This is a genomic window from Nocardioides sp. zg-DK7169 (assembly GCF_013155365.1).
In the GTDB taxonomy this organism is placed as follows: domain Bacteria; phylum Actinomycetota; class Actinomycetes; order Propionibacteriales; family Nocardioidaceae; genus Nocardioides.
Genome location: NZ_JABJRA010000011.1, coordinates 13,844 through 34,242 on the forward strand (window position 1 = coordinate 13,844; position 20,399 = coordinate 34,242).

15 protein-coding genes and 1 tRNA gene are annotated in these 20,399 nt (G+C 72.6%); 5 read left to right on the plus strand and 11 right to left on the minus strand.

Going from position 1 to position 20,399, the window contains the following annotated elements; genetic code table 11:
* Positions 1-132: 132 nt before the first annotated feature.
* The 6 genes from HOQ23_RS16170 to HOQ23_RS16195 all read right to left on the minus strand — a co-directional run bounded on the left by HOQ23_RS16170 (position 133) and on the right by HOQ23_RS16195 (position 8,000).
* Positions 133-2,823, minus strand: a complete 2,691-nt coding sequence (locus HOQ23_RS16170) for a fibronectin type III domain-containing protein (protein ID WP_172215703.1) — start codon at positions 2,821-2,823, stop codon at positions 133-135.
* A gap of 279 nt (positions 2,824-3,102) precedes the next feature.
* Positions 3,103-3,175 (minus strand) — tRNA-Asn (locus HOQ23_RS16175).
* A 65-nt stretch (positions 3,176-3,240) separates the two neighbouring features.
* A complete protein-coding gene (locus tag HOQ23_RS16180) occupies positions 3,241-3,768 on the minus strand; it encodes a hypothetical protein (protein WP_172215705.1) in 528 nt (175 codons plus the stop codon).
* The gene (dnaG, locus tag HOQ23_RS16185; protein WP_172215707.1) at positions 3,765-5,663 is read right to left on the minus strand and encodes a DNA primase; all 1,899 of its coding nucleotides are present in this window, start codon (positions 5,661-5,663) and stop codon (positions 3,765-3,767) included. Before dnaG ends, HOQ23_RS16180 begins: the two co-directional genes overlap by 4 nt.
* Positions 5,664-5,741: 78 nt before the next feature.
* Positions 5,742-6,656 carry a 2-hydroxyacid dehydrogenase gene (locus HOQ23_RS16190; protein ID WP_172215709.1) on the minus strand — a complete coding sequence of 305 codons (915 nt, stop codon included), beginning with the start codon at positions 6,654-6,656 and terminating at the stop codon, positions 5,742-5,744.
* 57 nt (positions 6,657-6,713) lie between these two features.
* Positions 6,714-8,000, minus strand: coding sequence for a deoxyguanosinetriphosphate triphosphohydrolase (locus HOQ23_RS16195; protein ID WP_172215711.1), 1,287 nt, complete (start codon positions 7,998-8,000; stop codon positions 6,714-6,716).
* 105 nt (positions 8,001-8,105) lie between these two features.
* On the opposite strand from HOQ23_RS16195, the gene HOQ23_RS21325 reads away from it, so the two are divergent.
* Genes HOQ23_RS21325 through HOQ23_RS16220 form a run of 5 tightly spaced genes read left to right on the plus strand, consistent with a single transcriptional unit; the run spans position 8,106 to position 14,363 of the window.
* Positions 8,106-9,740 carry a phospholipase D-like domain-containing protein gene (locus HOQ23_RS21325; RefSeq protein WP_172215713.1) on the plus strand — a complete coding sequence of 545 codons (1,635 nt, stop codon included), beginning with the start codon at positions 8,106-8,108 and terminating at the stop codon, positions 9,738-9,740.
* Positions 9,741-9,762: 22 nt separating this feature from the next.
* Positions 9,763-11,022, plus strand: coding sequence for an AI-2E family transporter (locus HOQ23_RS16205; RefSeq protein WP_216654321.1), 1,260 nt, complete (start codon positions 9,763-9,765; stop codon positions 11,020-11,022).
* A 16-nt stretch (positions 11,023-11,038) separates the two neighbouring features.
* Positions 11,039-11,959 carry an ATP-grasp domain-containing protein gene (locus HOQ23_RS16210; protein WP_172215715.1) on the plus strand — a complete coding sequence of 307 codons (921 nt, stop codon included), beginning with the start codon at positions 11,039-11,041 and terminating at the stop codon, positions 11,957-11,959.
* Positions 11,956-13,227 carry a glycosyltransferase family 2 protein gene (locus tag HOQ23_RS16215; protein ID WP_367650537.1) on the plus strand — a complete coding sequence of 424 codons (1,272 nt, stop codon included), beginning with the start codon at positions 11,956-11,958 and terminating at the stop codon, positions 13,225-13,227. The genes HOQ23_RS16210 and HOQ23_RS16215 overlap by 4 nt, the downstream gene beginning before the upstream one ends.
* A complete protein-coding gene (locus HOQ23_RS16220; RefSeq protein WP_216654322.1) occupies positions 13,224-14,363 on the plus strand; it encodes a hypothetical protein in 1,140 nt (379 codons plus the stop codon). Before HOQ23_RS16215 ends, HOQ23_RS16220 begins: the two co-directional genes overlap by 4 nt.
* Positions 14,364-14,390: 27 nt before the next feature.
* On the opposite strand, the gene HOQ23_RS16225 is transcribed toward HOQ23_RS16220, so the two are convergent.
* From HOQ23_RS16225 to HOQ23_RS16245, 5 genes are all read right to left on the minus strand, one after another.
* Positions 14,391-16,004: an ATP-binding protein gene (locus tag HOQ23_RS16225; protein WP_172215725.1), complete on the minus strand. Its 1,614-nt coding sequence runs from the start codon at positions 16,002-16,004 to the stop codon at positions 14,391-14,393.
* 95 nt (positions 16,005-16,099) lie between these two features.
* On the minus strand, positions 16,100-17,209 hold the full coding sequence (locus HOQ23_RS16230) for a PIG-L family deacetylase (protein WP_172215726.1): 1,110 nt from the start codon (positions 17,207-17,209) through the stop codon (positions 16,100-16,102).
* 104 nt (positions 17,210-17,313) lie between these two features.
* Positions 17,314-18,225, minus strand: coding sequence for a hypothetical protein (locus HOQ23_RS16235; RefSeq protein ID WP_172215728.1), 912 nt, complete (start codon positions 18,223-18,225; stop codon positions 17,314-17,316).
* Positions 18,226-18,379: 154 nt separating this feature from the next.
* A complete protein-coding gene (gene dusB / locus HOQ23_RS16240) occupies positions 18,380-19,552 on the minus strand; it encodes a tRNA dihydrouridine synthase DusB (protein ID WP_172215730.1) in 1,173 nt (390 codons plus the stop codon).
* 64 nt (positions 19,553-19,616) lie between these two features.
* Positions 19,617-20,396: a hypothetical protein gene (locus HOQ23_RS16245; protein WP_172215732.1), complete on the minus strand. Its 780-nt coding sequence runs from the start codon at positions 20,394-20,396 to the stop codon at positions 19,617-19,619.
* Positions 20,397-20,399 lie beyond the last annotated feature (3 nt).

The following is a 20,399-nucleotide window of genomic DNA, read 5'->3' on the forward strand; positions in this document are numbered from 1 at the left end:
ACGCTCGGAGGTCGCGGGTCGACTCGGTGCAGCATGCGCTGAGTGACCTCTGCTCGTGCAGCAGAACCGTCCGCCACATGCAGACGGACCCGCCCCCGCGAAGGCGGGTGACGGGTCCGTGTGGAGTGCAGGTCAGCGCTTCACTCGGACCACCTTGGCCGTCGTGGCAGGCGCGTACTGCGACTCGTCCTTCGGCGTCAGCTTCACCGTGACGACGCCCAGGTCCCCGCGAGCACGTCGGGGGAGCTTTCCGAGCTTGACCGTCGCCTTGCGGCCGGCCTTCACCGACATGGTGCTGGTGAGCTTCTTGTCTCCCGCGACGACCGTCACCCGGACCCGGCCCGAGACGCTGGCTCGGACGACGACCGTGGTCCTCTTGCCGGCGCGAACCTTGGTCTTTCCTACGGTGACCTCGGTCGAGACCTTGGCGACCAGCGCGACCTGGATGGTGGTCGGCACCGAGTGCACCGTTCGCGTGCCCGCGGTGACGGCCACCCGGTAGCGGTGTCGTCCGGTGTTCGCGGTGACGTCCTCGAGCACGAGCGAGGACTTGTCCTGGTTGACGATGTCGGTCCAGCTCTCCTGACCGATCGGGCTGCGCTGCCACTGGTAGGTCAGCGCGCCCTCACCCTCGGCGGTGACCGAGAGCCGCACGGTGCCCCCGACCTTGGCGCGGACCGACGAGGGCGACTGCTCGACGATCACCGGGGCCGGCGTGAGGTCCTCGAACTCCGGGATCGGTGCGCCGGCCTCCGTGACGACCTTGCGACCGTCGTCGTGCTTGGTGACCACGAACTCGTCCCACACCTCGCCGACCGGGACGTCGGTGGTCGCCGTGGCGGTGCGCTCGGCGATGTAGGAGGTGTAGTGCAGCTGGTCGTCGCTCACCTTGATGACTGCGAAGCTGCTGAAGTCCTCGCCTTTGCGGACCTGGGTGGCCCCGTTGTTGGTCCAGACGTTCTTCGCGTCCGTCTCCAGGTCGTAGTGCTTGGCCCCGGAGTTCTGGACGATGTAGACCGGACCGTCCGTGACGCCGTCGAGGTCGGTCTTGTCCTCGTTGTTGAAGCCGCGGGCGTAGACGTGGTCGTGGCCCATCTGGACCAGGTCGATGTTGTGCTTCTGGAACACCGGCACCCACGGTCCACGCAGGTGCGGCTCGTCGCGACCGGCAGAGGCCGAGTAGACCGGCTGGTGGAAGGTGACGACGTTCCACTTGGACGGGGACTCGCCGAGGATGTGGTCCAACCACGCCGCCTGGTACTCGACCCACAGCGCCGCGACGCGGGTCGACGGGCATTCCGCACCGGAGCAGGACGGCAGCACGTCGGGCCTGAGGAACGTCGAGTCGGTGCTGGCGTTGATCGTGATGAATCGGACGCCCTGGTAGTCGCTGTAGTAGACGGTCTCGTGGGCGAAGTCCGACCAGTGGTCGAAGTAGGCCTGGTACTGGCGCGCGACGTCGGTGTCACCCACGCTGCGCTGGGCGAGATCGCCGATGCTGGAGGTGTTCGGCTGGTTGTCCGGATACTCGAAGTGGGCCTTCCACGACCGGAGCAGCTTGTCGCCGGAGTACTCGTGGTTGCCCGGAGCCGCGAAGACGTTGGTCGTGGCGGCGGCCTCCTCCATGCCCGTGAACCAGTGGTCCCACTGGGTGTTGTTGCTGGAGGTGTCGATCAGGTCGCCGGCGTGGACCGAGCCGATCGCGTCGGGGGCCTTCTCCTGGGCCAGCTCCACCACCTTTGGCCAGGTGGAGTCGAGTCCCACCTGCGCGTCGCCGTAGTAGACGTACTCGAACTCCTCCGTGTGCGGGTCGGCGGTCCGGAACGTCTTCCACGCGCTCCAGGCGTCCTGGTTGCCGACGCGATAGGTGTACGCCGTCGCCGGCTTCAGCCCGCGGACGGTGGCCGAGAAGTGCGGGTTGGCCTGGTTGACGGCGGTGCCCTGGGACACACCCGCGACCGTGCGGATCGGCCCGTCGCCGACGCGCAGCTGGACACGACCGTTGCTGACCTCGGGGTGCCCCGCGAGCCAGGTGAAGCTCTGCGACGTCGCCGGGGTCTCGGTCGGGGTCAGGATGACCCGGCTGGGAGCGTCGACCTCGGGACCGGGAGGCGGGGGCGGGAGCTCGCCACCGAGGTGGTCCAGCGAGAACCAGATGTCGGAGCTGGTGGCCCGATCCTGGTGGAGACGGACCGCGATCGTGTTGGCGCCCGCACGGAAGCTGGACGCCGGGATCGTGAACTCCAGCTCGCCACCGAAGCCGGCGTTGTAGCCGACATTGGGCGTCGTCTCCTCGACGAGGTGGCGCTTGACCTCGGCGCCGTTGACGAAGACGACGGCCGCGTCGTCGACGTAGCCGTCGAAGACGATGTCCTGCCCCGTGGCGAGCTGCTCGGCGCTCACCTGGAACTCGGTACGGAAGAAGTAGGTGGGGATGTTGTCCCCACCGGTCGGGCGCATGGGCAGCACCGTGGTCGCGCGCATGCCCGCCTCGAAGACCGGAGACTCCGCAGCGCCGTCCCACTTCGCCCCGAACCCGCCCTTGCCGGTGCTCCAGGCGGAGTCGTCGAACGCCGGCTGGGCCCATCCGTCGCGGTCACCGGTCGGGGACGGATCGACCCCCGTGGCCAGGTAGCGCCACGTTGTGTCGGCGTTGACGAAGGGCGTGTAGTACGTCTGCTCCACGGCGCTCTGCACCGCACCCGGAGCGACGGAGACCGGGCTGGCGACGGCGCCAGGGCTGAAACCCACGGCAGCGACAGCCAGGGCGACGCCCGCCAGTGACGTGCGCCGGGCGCGCACCCGGCTCACGGAGTTCTTCATTGCATGCTCCCTCTCGCTCTGTGCGCACCGACGCGCACCTGCGAGAGCGATTGAGCCACGATCGAATGAACGTTCGTGGGTGACCCGGCCACCCCTAGGTGTCCTGCAGCATAAGTTGTAGCGCTGACGGCAGGGGCTGCTGCACGGCTCCTGAGCCCGCCCCCGACGGCTCGCCTGCGAACCCGGCGGGCTCGTCGCAGACGGCCTCACAGCAATCTGGTCGACGCGACATGACAAGAGGCCCTGAACCGCGTTTCCGCAGTTCAGGGCCTCTCTCTGCTCCCCCGGTTGGACTCGAACCAACAACCCTCCGATTAACAGTCGAATGCTCTGCCAGTTGAGCTACAGGGGATCGGTGCAGCGCGGGAAACACTAGCAACTGCCGGGCCGAGTGCGAAATTCGGGGGCGGTCCCCGGTCAGCCGGGCTCGACCTCGGCGCGGGCCTGGGCGAGCGCCGCGGCGGCCACCCGGCGTACGGCGGGCTCGGCGGGGTCGATCCCGTCGTCGTAGTGCACCAGCCAGGCGATCTCGCGCGCCCCCGACGGCGCCCGGCGGGCGACCACACGCAGGCCGCGGTCGTCCCGGACGACGACGTGCATCTGGAACACGATGCTCGCGGTGACCCGCTCGCGCACCAGCTCCAGCAGCCGTCCCGGCTGCTCGAGGGCGAGGACGTGCACCGGGCGCTCCAGGCCCCACGAGCCGAGCTCGGTGACGCGCAGGACCCCGGCCTCGCTGTCCCAGTCGGCGGCCTCGACCCGCTCCCACGGCACGCGTACGACGGCGCCCGAGCCGGCCGGGACGTAGATCGCGTCGCGGGTGGCGGCGACCGGGCCGCGCCCCGACAGCGCGACCGCCAGGACCCGCTCCCCCGGGCCGACGGCGACGTCGGCGGCGGGGCCGGCACCGCGCCGGCCCATCAGGGCGGCCAGCCGGGCGATCATGCGGCCCCGATGATCCGGTCGCGCAGCGCGCGCCGGTGCTGCTCGAGGGCGGCGAGCTCGCCGAACATCTTGTTGTACTCCGTGGGGTGCTCGACGGGGTTGGTGCGCTGCAGGCGCGACTTGACCTCGGCGATGCGGCGCAGCGCGGTCAGCTCGAGCAGCCGGTTGACGTGCAGCGCGACGTAGGCGCCGTCGGGGTCCTTCGCGGTGAGCAGCGGCTCGACGGCGAGCGCGCTGATCGCCGAGGACACCTCGGGCTCGGTGGCGGCGTCACGCAGGCGCGCGACCCAGCCGACGTCGCCGGAGCCGACGGCCGGGCCGCCCTGCGCCGCGACGACCGCCCACACCCCGCGGTAGGTGGGGTGGGTGAAGTCCTCCGGACCGATCTCGGCGGTGGTGCGACCCACGGCCATCGGGTGCTGCACGACGAGCTTGAGCGTCTCGCGCTCCAGGCCGAACCGCGGGTCGCGCAGGTCCGGCAGCCGTCGCCGCGGCGGCGCCGCGGGCGCTGCCTCGGGCGCCGCGGACCGGACCGGCTGGCGCCGCTGCCCGGGCAGGTCGGCGGGACGCTTGGCCGCGCGCTGCACCTCGCTGCGCGCCTGGTCGGGGTCCACGCCGATCATCTGGGCCAGCTCGCGGGCGAACGCATCGACCTTGGAGCGGTCGCGGACGCTCGAGACCAGCCGGGCGCCCTCGCGCAGCGCGTCGACGCGCCCGTCGGCGCGGTCCAGGTCGTACTTGCCGACGATGTTGCTCAGCACGAAGCGGTACAGCGGCGTGCGCTTGGCGACCAGCTCGCGCACCGCCTCGTCGCCCTTCTGCAGGCGCAGGTCGCACGGGTCGAGGCCGTCGGGCTCGACCGCGACGTAGGTCTGGGACACGAAGTTCTGGTCGCCCTGGAAGGCGCGCAGCGCGGCCTTCTGTCCGGCGGCGTCGCCGTCGAAGGTGAAGATCACCTCGCCGCGGAACTCCTCGTGGTCGTGCAGGAAGCGGCGCAGCACCTTGGCGTGGTCGTCACCGAAGGCGGTGCCGCAGGTGGCCACCGCGGTGCCGACGCCGGCCAGGTGGCAGGCCATCACGTCGGTGTAGCCCTCGACCACGACTGCCTGGGTGGTGCGGGCGATCTCCTTGCGGGCCAGGTCGAGGCCGTAGAGCACGTGGCTCTTCTTGTAGATCGGCGTCTCGGAGGTGTTGAGGTACTTGGCGTCGATGCGGTCGTCGTCGAAGATCCGGCGGGCGCCGAAGCCGATGGTCTCCCCGCTCGCCTCGCGGATCGGCCACAGCAGCCGGCCGCGGAAGCGGTCGTACGGCGAGCGTCCCCGCGCCACCAGGCCGCCGACGACGAGCTCCTCCTCGCTGAACCCGCGGGCGCGCAGGTGGCGGAAGAGGTCCTCGCCGCCGCGGGGCGCGAAGCCCACGCCGAAGGTCTCCGCCGCGGCCTGGTCGAAGCCGCGGTCGGAGAGGAACTGGCGCGCGACCCGGGCGTCCGGGGTGAGCAGCTGCTCGGCGTAGAACTCCTGGGCCACGCGGTGCGCCTCGAGCAGCTTGCTGCGCTGCGGGCCCTTGGGGCGCTCGACGCGCTCGTCACCCTCCTCGCGCTTGAGCTGGACGCCGAACTTGTCGGCGAGCCGCTCGACGGACTCCGCGAAGGACAGCGCCTCGACCTCCATCAGGAAGTTGATGACGTCGCCGCCCTTCTGGCAGCCGAAGCAGTAGTAGAAGCCGCGGCTCGGCGTCACCTGGAACGACGGGGACTTCTCGTCGTGGAAGGGGCACAGGCCCTTCTGGGAGCCACCGCCGGCGTTGCGCAGCGTCACGTAGGAGGAGACGACCTCGTCGATGCGCGCCTTCTCGCGCACCTCGCTGATGCTCTCCTCGCGGATCCGGCCTGCCACGCGGCCGATCCTACGGTCCGGTCCCCGCCGCACGAGCGGCACCTGTGGAGGAGGACCAGACGAGGGGGCCGGGACGGCTCAGTAGGCCCCGCTCATCACGTTGGCCAGCGGCTCGCCCGCCGCGAAGCGGTGCAGCTGGTCGCGCACCAGGCGGTGGGCGCGCGGCCACATCGCGCTGCTGGCCCCGCCGACGTGCGGGCTGATCAGCAGGTTCGGCACCTCCCACAGCGGGCTGTCGGCCGGCAGGGGCTCGACGTCGACCACGTCGACCGCGGCGCGCAGCCGCCCCGAGCGCAGCTCGGCGAGCAGGTCGTCGGTGACGACCACCGGGCCGCGGGCCATGTTGACCAGCAGCGCGCCGTCCTTCATCCGGGCGAGGAGGTCGGCGTCGACCAGGCCGCGGGTCTCGTCGGTCAGCGGCACGATCAGCACCACCACGTCGGCGTCCGGCACCAGCTCGGGGAGCTCGGTGAACGCGTGCACACCCTCGCGCGCCGTCCGCGCGACGCGCACCACCTCGACCTCGAAGGGCAGCAGCCGGGCCTCGATCGCCTCGCCGATGGCACCGTGCCCGACCAGCAGGACCCGCTTGTCGGCCAGCGCCGGGCGCCACTCGAAGGCCCACTCGTGCCGGTCGTGGGCGCGCACGAACTCGGGCACGCCGCGCAGCGAGGAGAGGATCAAGGTGAGCGTGAGCTCGGCGGTGGAGGTGTCGTGGATGCCGCGGCCGTTGCACAGCGTCACGCCCTCGGGCACCCGGCTGCGCACGTTGTCCACGCCCGCGCTGAGCGTCTGGACCACCTGGAGGCTGCGCATCTGGGGCAGCACGTCGCCGACGTCGGGTCCCATCCGGTACGGCGTGACGTAGAACGCCACGTCCCCGATGCTGTCCGGGACGTGCTCGGCGGGGTCCACCACCTCGTAGCGCAGCCCCGCGGGCGGGTCGCCGAGGAGCTCGGGGTCGAAGGGGAGCCAGACGAGCGGTGCGGTCACGAGGTCGACCCTAGCCAGTTCCGGCCCTCCCGGGGAGGCTCCCGTCCGCTGCCCGGGCTACCCCGTGCGCCCGCTCAGCCGCTCGTGCCACGCCACCGCGCTCGCATCGGTCAGCGAGGCGACCTGGTCGATGACCACCCGCAGCCGGGCGGCGTCGTCGGCCGCGGCGTGCCAGTCGTCGACGAACGCGGGCTGGAGCTCGTCGGGCCCCCGGTGCGCCAGCCGGGCGACCAGTCCCATGACCAGCTCGCGCTGGCGCTCCATCAGCCGCACCCGGTCCTCGGCCTGCATGACGTAGTGCGCGGCGACCCCCTTGAGCACCGCGATCTCCAGCATCGTGCTCCGCGGCACGACCAGGTCGGCGCGGTGCCGCACGAACGGCCCGTCGCCCGCGGCGAACGTCGCGTGCTGGACCGCACCGCAGAAGCGGCCGATCAGGTCGCTGGTGAGGTTCTTCAACGCCGCCTGCGCACGCCGGCTGCCGTCGTAGGCCACCGTGGGCCAGCTGTCGATCGCGGTCAGGTCGGTGAGCACCTCGTCGAGCTCGCCGTCGTCGGCCTCGGGGACGTACCAGGCGCGCACCGTCTCCCACACCGCTGCTCGGTCCAGGCGGGTCAGGTCGACGCGGTCCGCGACCACACCGTCCTCGACGTCGTGCACCGAGTAGGCGACGTCGTCGGCGAGGTCCATCACCTGCGCCTCGACGCAGGTGCCGGTGCCCTGCGGCGCGCCACGGCGCATCCAGCTGAAGACCGGGAGGTCGTCGTCGTAGACGCCGAACTTGCGCACGAAGCGCGGCGTGCCGTCGGCGTGCACCCCGCTCGGGTCGCCGGCGGCGAGACGGCGCCAGGGGTACTTGGTGCAGGCGTCGAGGGTCGCGCGGGTGAGGTTGAGCCCCACCGAGCGACCGTCGTCGTCGAAGGTCTTGGCCTCGAGGCGGGTCAGCAGCCGCAGCGTCTGGGCGTTGCCCTCGAACCCGCCGCAGTCCTCGCTCAGCTCGGCGAGCACCTGCTCGCCGTTGTGGCCGAACGGCGGGTGCCCCAGGTCGTGGGCGAGCGCGGCGGTCTCGGCGATGTCGGGCAGGCCGCCCAGGGCCCGGGTGATGTCGCGCGCCACCTGCGCCACCTCGAGGCTGTGGGTGAGCCGGTTGCGCACGAAGTCGTCGGTCTGCGGCCCGACCACCTGGGTCTTGCCGGCCAGGCGGCGCGACGCGGCCGCATGCACCACCCGCGCGCGGTCGCGCTCGAACGGCGTGCGCGCGGGCGCGTCGACGCGCTTGGGGGGTTCGGGCACGAGACGCTCACGGTCGGTGGCGTCGTACAGGGCGAGGGGGTCGACAGACATCGCGTCCGACTGTAGGCCCTGCCGGGGACGACCCCGTAGGTCGAGCCTGCCGAGACCGGTGCCGCGGAGTTGGACGCCGCGGCGCCCCTCCCTGATCATCCGGTCATGGCCGATCGCCCTCTGCACGCAGCGAACTGGCTGCTGAACGCGCGCGAGCGCGGCAACCGGTCCACCCGCCTCGACGCGCGGCACCCCGACGGCGTCGCGTGGTCGGCGGGCAACCGCGCCCGTCCCCTGGTCGACGGGGCGACGTACTTCGCCGAGCTCCACGAGCGGCTCGAGGCGACCCGGGCCGGCGACGTGGTGATGTTCACCGACTGGCAGGGCAACCCCGACCAGCGACTCACCGATGACCCGGACAGCACCATCGTGGACGTGCTCGGCCGCGCGCTCGACCGCGGCGTCGACGTGCGCGCCCTGGTCTGGCGCTCCCACCTCGGGCTGCTGGGCTACCACGCCGACGAGCACCGCGACCTGGGCCGCCAGCTCCAGGAGCGCGGCGCCGACGTGGTGCTCGACATGCGGGTCCGCGCGAACGGCTCGCACCACCAGAAGATGGTGGTGCTGCGCCACCGCGACGACCCCGCCCGTGACATCGCCTATGTGGGCGGCCTCGACCTGTGCCACGGGCGCCGCGACGACTCCACCCACGGCGGGGACCCGCAGGCCGAGCCGATCTCGAAGGAGTACGGCGAGCGTCCGCCGTGGCACGACGTCCAGGTGGCCCTCCAGGGACCGGTCGTCCACGACGTCGAGACCGTCTTCCGCGAGCGGTGGGAGGACGGCACGCCCCCGACCCGCAGCCCGCTGCGTCGCGGCCGCGACGCGGCCGCCCGCCTCGACGAGGAGCGCCGTCCGCTTCCCCCGCAGGCCCCGCCGCCACCGGCGCTCGCCGACGACCACACCGTGCAGCTGCTGCGCACCTACCCCGCCCTGGGACCGGGCTGGGCCTACGACTTCGCGCCCGACGGGGAGCGCTCGGTGGCGCGCGGCTACAGCAAGGCCGTGGGCGCCGCACGGTCGCTGATCTACCTCGAGGACCAGTTCCTGTGGGGCCGGGAGATGAGCGACGTGCTGGTCGGGGCCCTGCGCGCCAACCCCGCCCTGCGGCTGGTCTGCGTGCTCCCGCACTTCCCCGACCAGGACGGCTGGTTCGCCCGGGACCCGCAGATTGTGGGCCGGCTGCGCGCCGTACGCCGCCTCCAGCTGCACTTCGGGGAGCGGGTGGCGTTCTACGGCTTGGAGAACCACGCCGGCACGCCGGTCTACGTGCACGCGAAGGTCTGCGTGATCGACGACGTCTGGTCCTCCATCGGCTCCGACAACTTCTGCCGCCGCTCCTGGACCCACGACTCCGAGCTGTCGGCGGTGGTCCTCGACGAGGAGCCCACGGGCGGCTACGGCCAGTGGCTGCGGTTGCGCCTCGCCGCCGAGCACCTGGACCGGATGGAGCCCGACGAGCTCGCCGCCGTGACCAGGACCCACGAGCCGAAGCTGTTCGACGTGATGGCCGACTGCGAGGACGCCGACGCGATGTTCGCCCGGTTCGCGGAGAGCGCCGACGCCCTCGACACCTGGCACGCGGGCGGCCGCCGCGGCCCCCGCCCGCCCGGGCGGCTGCGTAGGCTGCCGACCCCGACGCTCCCGGTGGCCCGGCAGCTGATCGCAGCGCCGTGGTACCGCTACCTCCACGACCCCGACGGACGTCCCCGCCGTATGCGCCGACGACGTACGTTCTGAGCATGCGACAGGAAGGCTCCTCGTGACCGCATCCATCCCCCATCCGGGCCCACCCTCGCGCGAGCGCGTCATCGCGCGCGGCCTGGAGTGGACCGCTCGCTGGAGCGGTCGCTGGATCCTCATCGTCATCGCGCTGTGGCTGGCCGGCCAGGTGCTCGGACGGATGTGGACGATCCTCCTGCCCGTGGTGCTCGCCCTGATCGTCACCACCGTGCTCGCCCCCATCGCCGGGTTCCTCCAGCGGTGGATGCGCCTGGGGCCGGCGCTGGCCGCGGCCACCACGTTGGTCGGCTCGCTCGCCCTGATCACCGGGCTCATCGTGGCGATCGCCCCCTCCACGATCGGTCAGGCCGGCGCGATCGGCGACGACGCCGTGGCGGGGCTGGACCGGATCTCCACCTGGCTGCGCGACAGCAACCTGGTGAGCGGCAAGCAGATCGACACCGCCGTCGACGCGGTGCAGGACAAGCTGACGGAGTCCGCCTCCGCGATCGCCTCGGGCGTGCTGGTCGGCGTCAGCACCATCACCAGCCTGCTCGTCACCCTGGTCGTCACCCTGATCCTCACCTTCCTGTTCCTCAAGGACGGGCCGCGGTTCCTGCCGTGGCTGCGCCGCATCGCCGGTCCGTCGGTCGGCACTCACCTCGCCGAGCTGCTGAGCCGGGCCTGGGCGACCCTGGGCGGGTTCATCCGCACCCAGGCGCTGGTCAGCTTCATCGACGCCGTGTTCATCGGCCTCGGGCTGGTCCTGGTCGGCGTCCCACTCGCGATCCCGCTGGCGGTCCTCACGTTCTTCGGCGGCTTCGTGCCGATCGTCGGCGCCTTCGTGGTCGGCGCCATCGCCGTGCTCGTGGCGCTGGTCTCCAACGGCTGGGTCGGCGCGCTCATCATCCTCGGCGTCGTCGTGGCCGTGCAGCAGCTCGAGGGCAACGTCCTCTCCCCGTGGCTGCAGTCGCGCAGCATGCAGCTGCACGCCGCCGTCGTGCTGCTGTCGGTGGCCCTGGGCTCGGCGCTGTTCGGCATCGTCGGCGCCTTCCTCGCCGTCCCGGTGACCGCGATGATCGCCGTCGTCCTGCGCTACCTCGACGAGCAGGTCGCCATTCATGCCGGGGAGACCGGCGCACCCGCCGCGGCCACCGGCGGAGCCGGAGAGGCGGGCCAGCCCCTCGAGCCGAGCCAGGACAGCCGGCCCCGTGCCGACGAGGACGCCACCACCGAGGCCCCGCCCGGGACCTCCGACCCGCGATCGGGGACCCAGGACGACCCCGAGGGTCGCCCCTGACGCCTACGATCGAGGAATGAGCGTGGCCCGCGAACGCCCGACCATCCTGGTGACCGGTGCAGCCGGCCCGGCCGGGCGCGCGCTCGGAGTGCTGATCGGCCGGCTCCCGCCGTCCCGGCGCCCTCGTGCCGTGGGCGCCGACCTTGCTCCGCGCCCGACCGAGGGCTACGAGCTGATCGAGGCGGTGCCGGCCGCCGACGACCCACGCTACGACCGGGCGATGCTCGAGCTGGTCGACCGCCACCGGCCAGACCTGGTGCTGCCCACCGTCTCCGAGGAGCTCCCGCGCCTGGCGGTCCTGGCGGCGGCCACCGGGCTGGGCGACCGGGGCCTGGTCCTGTCGGGGCCCGGCCCCGCCAGGATCGCCGGCGACAAGCTGTTGACCATGTGGGCGCTCGCACGTGGCGGCGTACCCGTGCCCGGCCACACCGCCGGCGGCGAGCTGGCCTCGGCGGCGCAGGCGCTGCGCTGGGCCGGCGGTCCGGTCGTGGTCAAGCCACGGGTCTCGCGCGGTGGCCGTGGCGTGCACGTGGTCGAGCACGCCGACGATCCGGTCTGGGACGGGCTCGACGACTCCTGGGTCGTGCAGACCTTCGCCGGCGGGGTCGAGTACAGCCCCCAGGTCCACCGGTCCCCACGCACCGGCGAGTGTCTCGTCGTCGTGCTGGAGAAGACCGGCCGCAAGCAGGGACGGGTCGGCAACGCGACCTCGGTCGTGCGCCTGCCCGACGACCGGGCGCCCGACGTCGCGGAAGTCGCCCGGCGCACGGTCGAGACGCTGGACCTGGTGGGCCCCGTCGACCTCGACGTACGCCGCCGAGGCGACGGCACCCCGGTGGTGCTCGAGGTCAACGCCCGCTTCGGGGCGGTCTCCCCCGCGGCCCCCGAGCTCCTCGACGCGGTCCTCGACGAGGGGGCGGCCGGGGCCGTCCCGTGACGTCCCTCCTCATCGCCCTGGTGCTCGTCGTCGGGATGGCCCTGCTCATCGGCGGGATCGTGCGTCTGACGTTCGTGCCGCTCGCGATCCTGTTCGCCGTGCGCGAGCGCCGCGCCCCCGCGGGGCCGATCGGTCTCGGCCCGATGTTCGCCGAGCCGCCGACCGTGGCCGTGGTCGTCCCGGCCTACGAGGAGGGCGTGGTCATCGAGGCGTGTGTCGCCTCCATCCTCGCCACCGGCTACCCGCGGCTGAGCATAGTGTGCGTCGACGACGGGTCCAGCGACGACACCTTCGCGCGGATGCAGCGCCTCGCCCGGGAGCACCCCGAGGTGCAGGCGATCCACCAGCCGAACGCGGGCAAGGGCGCCGCCCTCAACACCGGCGTCGCCGCCAGCTCAGGGGAGATCGTGGTGATGGTCGACGCCGACGGCGTGTTCGGCCACGACACCCTCACCGAGCTGCTGCGCGGGTTCCGCAACGAGCGCGTGGGCGCCGTGGGCGGCAACGACCAGCCCGGCAACCTCGACCGTGTGCAGACCCGGTTCCTGGCGCTGATCAGCCACGTGGGCACCGGGCTGATGCGCCGGGCCCTGGACACCCTCGACCTGCTGCCGGTGGTGTCGGGCAACCTCGGGGCCTACCGCCGCGACGTGCTCGAGCTGACCGGGCCGGTGCGCACCGACACCCTCGGCGAGGACCTCGAGCTGACCTGGCGGGTGCACCGGGCGGGCTACCGGGTGACCTTCAGCCCGCACGCCTGGGTGTTCGCGGAGTCGCCGTCGACGCTGCACGACCTGTGGCGCCAGCGGGTGCGATGGGCCCGCGGGCTGCTGCAGGCGGTCTCCATCCACCGCACGATGATCGGCAACCCGCGCTACGGGGCGTTCGGCCCCTACCTGCTCTACAACACCCTGACCCAGGTGACCGGCCCGTTCCTGTGGCTCCTCGGTCTGGTCTCCCTCACGGCCCTCGTGGGGGTGGACGGCACCTCATGGCTGCCGGCGTCGTGGCTCGCCTGGCTGCTCGCCCTCAGCGTGCTGGGCTCGACCGCGCTTCTGGTGCTGGCGCTCCTGCTCGACCAGGCCCTCTCGGACCTGCGTCACCTGTGGACCCTGCCCCTGTGGCCGCTCTACTCCACCCTGATGAGCTTCGTCATGCTCGACGCCGTACGGCTCGAGCTCGGCAGAGCGGAGAACCGATGGAACAAGGCGCGACGCACCGGGACGGTGTCGGTCCGAGGCAGCGACGGCGCTGGCCCTGGCTCGTGATCCTGGTCCTCGCGATCCTGGCGACGGTGGTGGCCGCGCTGAGCGTGGCGCGCCCCTGGGAGGACGTCCCGCCGACCATGAGGCGGGGCCAGGCACCCGCCGAGACCCGCTCGGTCAGTATCGACTTCGGGATCGTGACCGACCCGGAGACCGACTGGTCGGCGATCGACGAACATCTCGACCGGGTGGCCGCGAACATGGTCGTGCTGGGAACCGGCCGCGTGGAGTTCACCGCCTTCGACTGGTCGAGCCATCCCAACGCCGCTGCCGAGCCGGGCACCGACCACATCGCGCGCGCCGCCCGAGCACTGCAGGAGACCGAGGACGGCGCCCAGCGCGACTTCGCGCTGCTCGTCGACGCCTACGTCCCCAACTGGATCGCCGCCGACCCCTCGATCGCCGGTGCCGAGGAGAGCGGCTACCGCTCGATGTACCAGGCATCCGCGTACCAGCTGGCGCAGGGCGAGGTCGGCGACCGCCTCGTCGAGTACGTCGTGGCCCTCGGCGAGCGCTACCTCCCGGCCCAGATCGCGATCACCGAGCTGTTCTTGGACCACACCGCCGGACGCCAGGACCTGCAGCTGTTCCAGGAGATGACCGGTGCCGAGGACTGGCCTCGCGCGCCCGACGGAACGGTCGAGAACAACGCCGACGTGCTGCGCTGGCGCGCCGAGGTGATCACGGGGCTGCTGCGGCGCATGCGCGCCGGGCTCGACGAGGTCCGCGACGGCGAGGGCGCCGCGATCGAGCTGGCGATGGACGTCCGGGTCGACTGGGAGGACGACCCCGCCGCCGGGGCCCTCGCCTCCGGGCACGACTACGACGTCCTGCTCCGGGCCGCGGACCGGCTCATCGTCTGGGCCTACCCCTTCGACCGGCACTCCCCCGCCGAGATCGAGGGGATCACCCGTGCCCTGCGCGCAGCCGGGCAGAACATGTCGCGCTTCACGATGTCGGTCGGGCTGTGGGCCCAGACGTCCGTCGACGACGAGGCGATCACGCCGGACACCCTCGTCCGCTCGGTGCGGGCCGCCGGGACGAACGGGATCACGTCGGTCAACGTGACGCCCGTGTCGCTGATGGACGAGGCGCTGTGGCGCGCCCTCGCACGGGTCTGGGACACCCGGGCCCGCTGAGACCGACCTCCGGACCGGCCGCGGTCGTCAGTCGGTGCCGCACGGCAGGTCCGGCAGCACGACCTGCACGGTGGCCCCGTCCCCCGGGGTGCTCTCGAACCTCAGCGTCCCGCCGTGGTCGGCGACGATGGTCCGCACCACCGACAGTCCCAGGCCGACGCCGCGCACTCGTCGGCGCCGGGTGTCGCGCGTGCGGTAGAAGCGATCGGTCAGCCGGGACAGCTCGTCGGGATCGATGCCGGGGCCGTGGTCGCGCACCCGGATCGTCGCCGCGCGAGCGCCTCCGGCGGTCTCCGCGCGCTCGACGGTGACGTCGACGGTGGTGCGCGGGAGGGTGTACTTCAGCGCGTTGCTCAGCAGGTTGTCGACCACCTGGCCCAGGCGCTGGGCGTCTGAGCGCAGCGGCACGCGGGCGTCGCCCTCGAGCCGGACCTCCACGTCACGATTCCCGATCATCGGCGACAGGCCGGTCACCGCGGCACGGACCACCTCGACGACATCGAGCTCCTCGGCCGCCCACGGCACCCCGTGGGCCATCTGGGCGCTCAGCAGGAGGTCGTCGACCAGCTGCCGCAGGCGGGTCGCGTTGCGCTCGACGACCTCGAGGTAGCCGCGCTGCTCCTCGTTCCACGAGGGTGGGTCGAGACGCAGCAGCTCGAGGTAGCCCAGGATGGACACCAGCGGGGTACGCAGCTCGTGGGACACCAGGCCGATGAACTCGTCCTGACGGCGCTGCTCCTCATAGCGTGCCGACACGTCGGTGCCGACGAGCAGGTAGCCGGGCGGCAACCTCTCGATCGTGGCTCGCGGCGTGGCGACGATCTCCAGCGGCCGCGTCGTCCCGTCGGGCAGCGTCACCGGCCACTCCGAGAGGTAGGTCCCGCCGTCGACCGCGCTCCCGAGGACGAGGAGAAGCAGGTCGTCTTCCCCGTCGACCGGCCCCTCCCCCGGCTCCTCCCGCCGCCGCGCGACCTCCTCCCGGTCGAGCAGGTCGACGAACATGCTTCCTTCGAGCTCGGCGCGCCCGCGGTCCAGGAGGCGCTCGGCGCCGTTGTTCGCGGTGAGCACCCGACCTTCGTGGTCGAGAGTGAGGATGGCGTGGGACGTGACCGACTGGATGACGCTCGTCAGGAGATCCAGGGAGGCGCGCGCGGCGCGCGCCCGCTCCGCCATCCCCGCGCGCGCCTCGTCGAGGTCGCGGGCCTGGCGGCGCTCGTCCTCCACCATCGCGTTGACCAGCCAGGCCGGCAGGGTCACCACCAGGGTCCCGAGCACGGCCTGCAGCCAGGAGTACGGCCGGTCGACGGCGACGAAGGGGGTCAGCAGCAGGACCACCCACGACAGGGCGAGCCCGAGCGTGATGCCGAGCGGGCCCGGACGCAGAGCGAGGGTGAGCAGGGGCGGCAGCAGCAACGCCCCGCCGACTCCCCGCTCCAGCCCGGTGCCGAGATCGATCAGGCCCCACGCCACGATCTGTGCCGCGGGCAGCACGACGCCCACGTCGGTGAGCCACTGGCGCCACATCGGCGCGAACGAGACCGCCTGCACGGCGAGGACGAGGCCGAGGCCGACCTGCACCAGCACCGGCCACGCGACCGGCCCGCCGAGACGCAGCACCACGGCGCCGACGGCGACGTACAAGACGGTCGTCGGGACCTGACGCAGCCACAGCTTCTCCGGCGCTGTCCAGCGCGCCCAGACCCACCGGTGGGCGCGCAGGAACCGGCCGTCGGGGTTCAGCCCGCCTCCTCGTCCTGACGCCCGTGCTCGCGCGTCTCCCCGTGTTCGCTGCCGTAGTCGGGGACCGCCGGCGCCGCCGCGACCGCCGAGACCCGGGCGACGGACTCGCTCGCCCGCATGGTCTCCAGCGGCTCGACCGCGCGGGCCGGGCTGAAGCGCGCCCAGTAGCAGGCCGCGGCCCGCACGACCTCGGGCTGGATGTAGTCGCGGTGCGCCTGGGAGGTGAAGGCGGCGAGCATCTGCAGCTTGGTCTCGACGAACCCGTCCACGTCGACGAACCGGTTGGGAGCGAAGTTGACCGTCGAGGACGGGCTCTGGAAGCACCACACGTTCGGCACCGTGCGCCCGGCCACCTCGACCGCCTCGTGCACCGCCCTGTGGTCCTGGTGGCGGTCGTGCACGCCGTGCGTGTAGATCCGGTCCGGCCTCACCTCGGCGACGACCTCCTCAATGGCGGTGATGATGCCCTCGGCGGGGATCAGCCGGGTGTCGGGGAAATCGAGGTGGATCAGCCGAGCCCCGATCACCGCGGCCGCGGCGAGCGCCTCGCGGTGCCGCTCCCCCGTCGCGCCGCCCACGGCGCCGCCCGAGAGGGTCAACAGCGTGATCTCGTCGCCCGCGGCCGCGTGAGCGGCCAGGGTCGCGCCGACGCCGATCTCGAGGTCGTCGGGGTGCGCACCGACGGCGAGCACGCGTTCGGTCTCACCTCCCGGCGAACGGCGTCGCTCGCGCGCCCGCCGGGCCAGGACCGTGGCCCGTGCGGCGAGCTCGCTCGCCGCGACCGGCTTGGAGAGGAAGTCGTCGGCCGCCTCGCGCAGCGCCGTCACGGCGTGGTCGTAGGTGGGGTAGGCCGTCACGATCATGACCCCGAGCGCCGCGTCGAGCCTGCGCACCTCCGGGAGGATCTGCAGCCCCGAGCGCCCGGGCAGCTCGATGTCGCTCACCATCACGTCGTAGGAGTCGCGCCTGAGCCGGTCCAGCGCGGCCTCCGCGGTCGTGACGACGTCGACCTGCATGCCGGCATGGCGCTCCAACACGATCCGCAGGAAGCGCGCGGCGTCGGCGTTGTCCTCGAGCACGATCGCGTGAAAGGGGGTCTCCGCCACGCCGCACCTCCTCAGTGGTCGCTAGACCACTGTAGGCACGAAACCGCGAGAGCCGGGGCGCCCACGTGGGGCGACCCGGCTCAGATGCGTACGACGCGGTGTGCTCAGTAGGTCGTGACGTGCACGTGGTCGTAGTGGTTCGCGGTCACCGAGCCGCGGTCCTCCATGCCTCGCCAGCCCTCGCCGGAGCGCTCCACCGACCAGATCTGCTGGGCGTAGATCAGGTAGCTGACGCCGAGCTCGACGCGGTTCGCGCGGATGAACTCCGCGATCTCCCAGCCGAGGTCGCCGCTGACCATGATGTCGATGGCCAGGCCCTGGCCGTGCTCACCGTCGCTGCGCAGCGTGCCGTAGCTGGTGATCTGGGGGAACGCGGCGCACACCGCGGCGTGCACGTTGACGATGTTGGGGCTCACACCGCCGCCGACGGAGGTGCCGTTGGTGCAGGCACCACCGAGATCGGGGGTGGGCTCCTCGTCGCTGAGGTAGCCCGAGGTCACCCAGCGCGAGGCGCCGTCGACGACGACCTCGTCGCGGCCGTAGAGGTCGCGGCCGGTGACGAGGACCTTCTCGCCGGCCTCGAGGGTGCCGACCTGCTGGGCCTGGTCGCCCGGAAGGGTCCACACATTGAGGTCCTCGGTCGCCCACAGCCGGGTGTCGGCCTGGTCGATCGCGGTGCGGACCGCGGCGGGCGCCATCATCTTCTCGGCAGGGGTGAGCTCGCGCAGCTCGAAGCGCGAGGCGCTGCGGGAGAGCACGGGGCCGCGGCTGGCGGCCGTGGAGGGGGTGGCCGCGGCCTTGCGCGGCTCGGCTGCGGCGGAGGGCGAGGCGTCCTCGGTCGCCTCGGCGGGCGAGACGCTCGGGCTCGAGGCGCTGATCACCTCGGCGCTCTCGGGCTCACCGACGGTGACGCCGAGGCCGACGGCGGATGCGGTCGCCAGGAAGGCGAGGGGGCCAGCGATCACGATGGCACGGGGCTTGCGGGCATTGGTGTCCCGCTTGTGGCGATGTGCCACAGCGCTGATCCTTTGCTGTTGCGGGGCAGAAACATGCGCCGGTTCCGCGGGCTGCGGTCCCGGCGCTCTCGCCACACAACCACATCCCGGAGAGCCGTCCCCAATCTTTGGGGGTTCCGGCACCGTGTGTCGGCTCACGCCGTCCGGCGCCGGGTCAGCCCCCGGAGCCCGCGTCCAGGTCGTCGACGAGGGCGCAGCCGGCGCCGTCGGCGTCGTCCAGCCAGCCCTCCGGCAGCACCACGCGCTTGCGCGGGGAGCCCTGTCGCCCGCGGGGCGCGCCGAGCTCGGAGACCGGGAACGGCTCGCTCGGGTCGAGCTCCTCGAGGAGACGGTCCAACGCCGCGAGGGAGTCGACCAGCCCGAGGTTGCGCCGGATCTCCCCGCCCGCGCGGAAGCCCTTGAGGTACCACGAGACGTGCTTGCGGAACTCCTTGCAGCCGCGCTCCTCCCCCATGTGCTGGGCGAGCAGCTCGGCGTGGCGGCGCATCATCGCGCAGACCTCGCCCAGGACCGGCAGCGTCGCGACCTGCTCGCCGGTGAACGCCGCGGCCAGGTCGCGGAACAGCCAGGGCCGGCCCAGGCAGCCGCGGCCGACCACGACGCCGGCCGCACCGGTGTGCTCCATCATCCGCAGCGCGTCCGCGGCCTCCCAGATGTCGCCGTTGCCGAGCACGGGGATGTCGACGTGCTCGACGAGCTCGCCGATCGCGTCCCAGTCGGCCACGCCGGAGTAGGCCTGCTCCACGGTGCGCCCGTGCAGCGCGATCGCCGCGCACCCGGACTCCTGGGCGATCCGCCCGGCGTCGAGGTAGGTCAGGTGGTCCGCGTCGATGCCCTTGCGGGTCTTCATCGTCACCGGCACGTCGTACGGCGTGGCCGCGGCGACCGCCTCCTCGAGGATCTCGGCGAGCAGCCCGCGCTTCCACGGCAGCGCGCCGCCGCCACCCTTGCGGGTCACCTTGGGGACCGGGCAGCCGAAGTTGAGGTCGATGTGGGCGACGCCGTACTCCTCGCAGAGGATCTGCGCCGCGCGCCCGACGGTGACCGGGTCGGTGCCGTAGAGCTGCACCGAGCGGGTCGTCTCCAGCTCGTCGAAGACGAGCATGTCGCGGGTGTGCTGGTCGCCCTCGACCAGGCCGCGGGAGGTGATCATCTCGCAGACGTAGAGGCCGGCGCCCTGCTCGGCGCACAGGCGGCGGAACGCCGCGTTCGTCACGCCCGCCATCGGCGCGAGGACGACGGGGACCGCGACCTGCAGCGGCCCGAGTGCCAGGCCGGCGCGGGCGCCGTTCACGGGCGTGCTGGGTGCGGCGGTGGTCGTGGTCATCCGCACATTGTCGACCGCACCGCGCGCGCTCCCAAATTGCTCGCCCGGCGCGTGCGGGGAGCGGCTAGTTCTTCTGGCCGTTCTTCTTCTGGCCGTTCTTCTGGCCGCCCTTCGCGCCGAGCTGCTGGACCTTGCCGGTCCAGGTGATCGGGTCGAACTGCTCGGTGGGCCGGAAGCTCACCGCCGTCAGCCGGCCGCGCTCGGGCGCGAGGTAGACCAGGCAGATCGAGCGCTCCTGACCGGGCCGGAACGGCTTCGGCAGGTCGGTGCTCGCGCACGGCTGGAACCTGCTCGCGAAGCGCGAGTAGCTCACCAGCCGGTTCTTGCCGTCCACGATGTAGAGCGGCACCTCGGCACCACCGAGGTCGCTCGCGCCCACGTTGGCGACCTTCGCGCGCACGAAGTACGGCGTGGTGCGCCGCACGGCGTCGTCCAGCTTCCACCCGCCGAAGGAGCGCTCGAAGGTGGTGCGCTCCAGGCGCTCGACGGTCACCTCGAGCACGCCGACCTTCTTCTGGCGCGGCTCCCAGGCGACCACCGCGGTGTCGCCGAGGCCCAGGGCGCTGCCCGGCGCGGTCAGCTCGACCCCGTCGGGCACCGGCAGGTAGGGCTCGACCGACGGCGACTCCGAGCCGTCCCCCGACCCGGGCTCGGAGCCCGGATCGGCGGTGCCGGAGCCCGGCTCGGAGCCCTGGGACGAGGCGTCCGGGGATGATCCACCGGCGTCGTCGGAGCCGCCGTCGGAGGAGCACCCGGCGAGCAGCGCGGCCCCGAGCGCCAGCGCCGCGAGCGAGGAGACCGAGGACGTCGCGATCCGCCGAAGCCGCTTCACCCCAGTGTGCACGTG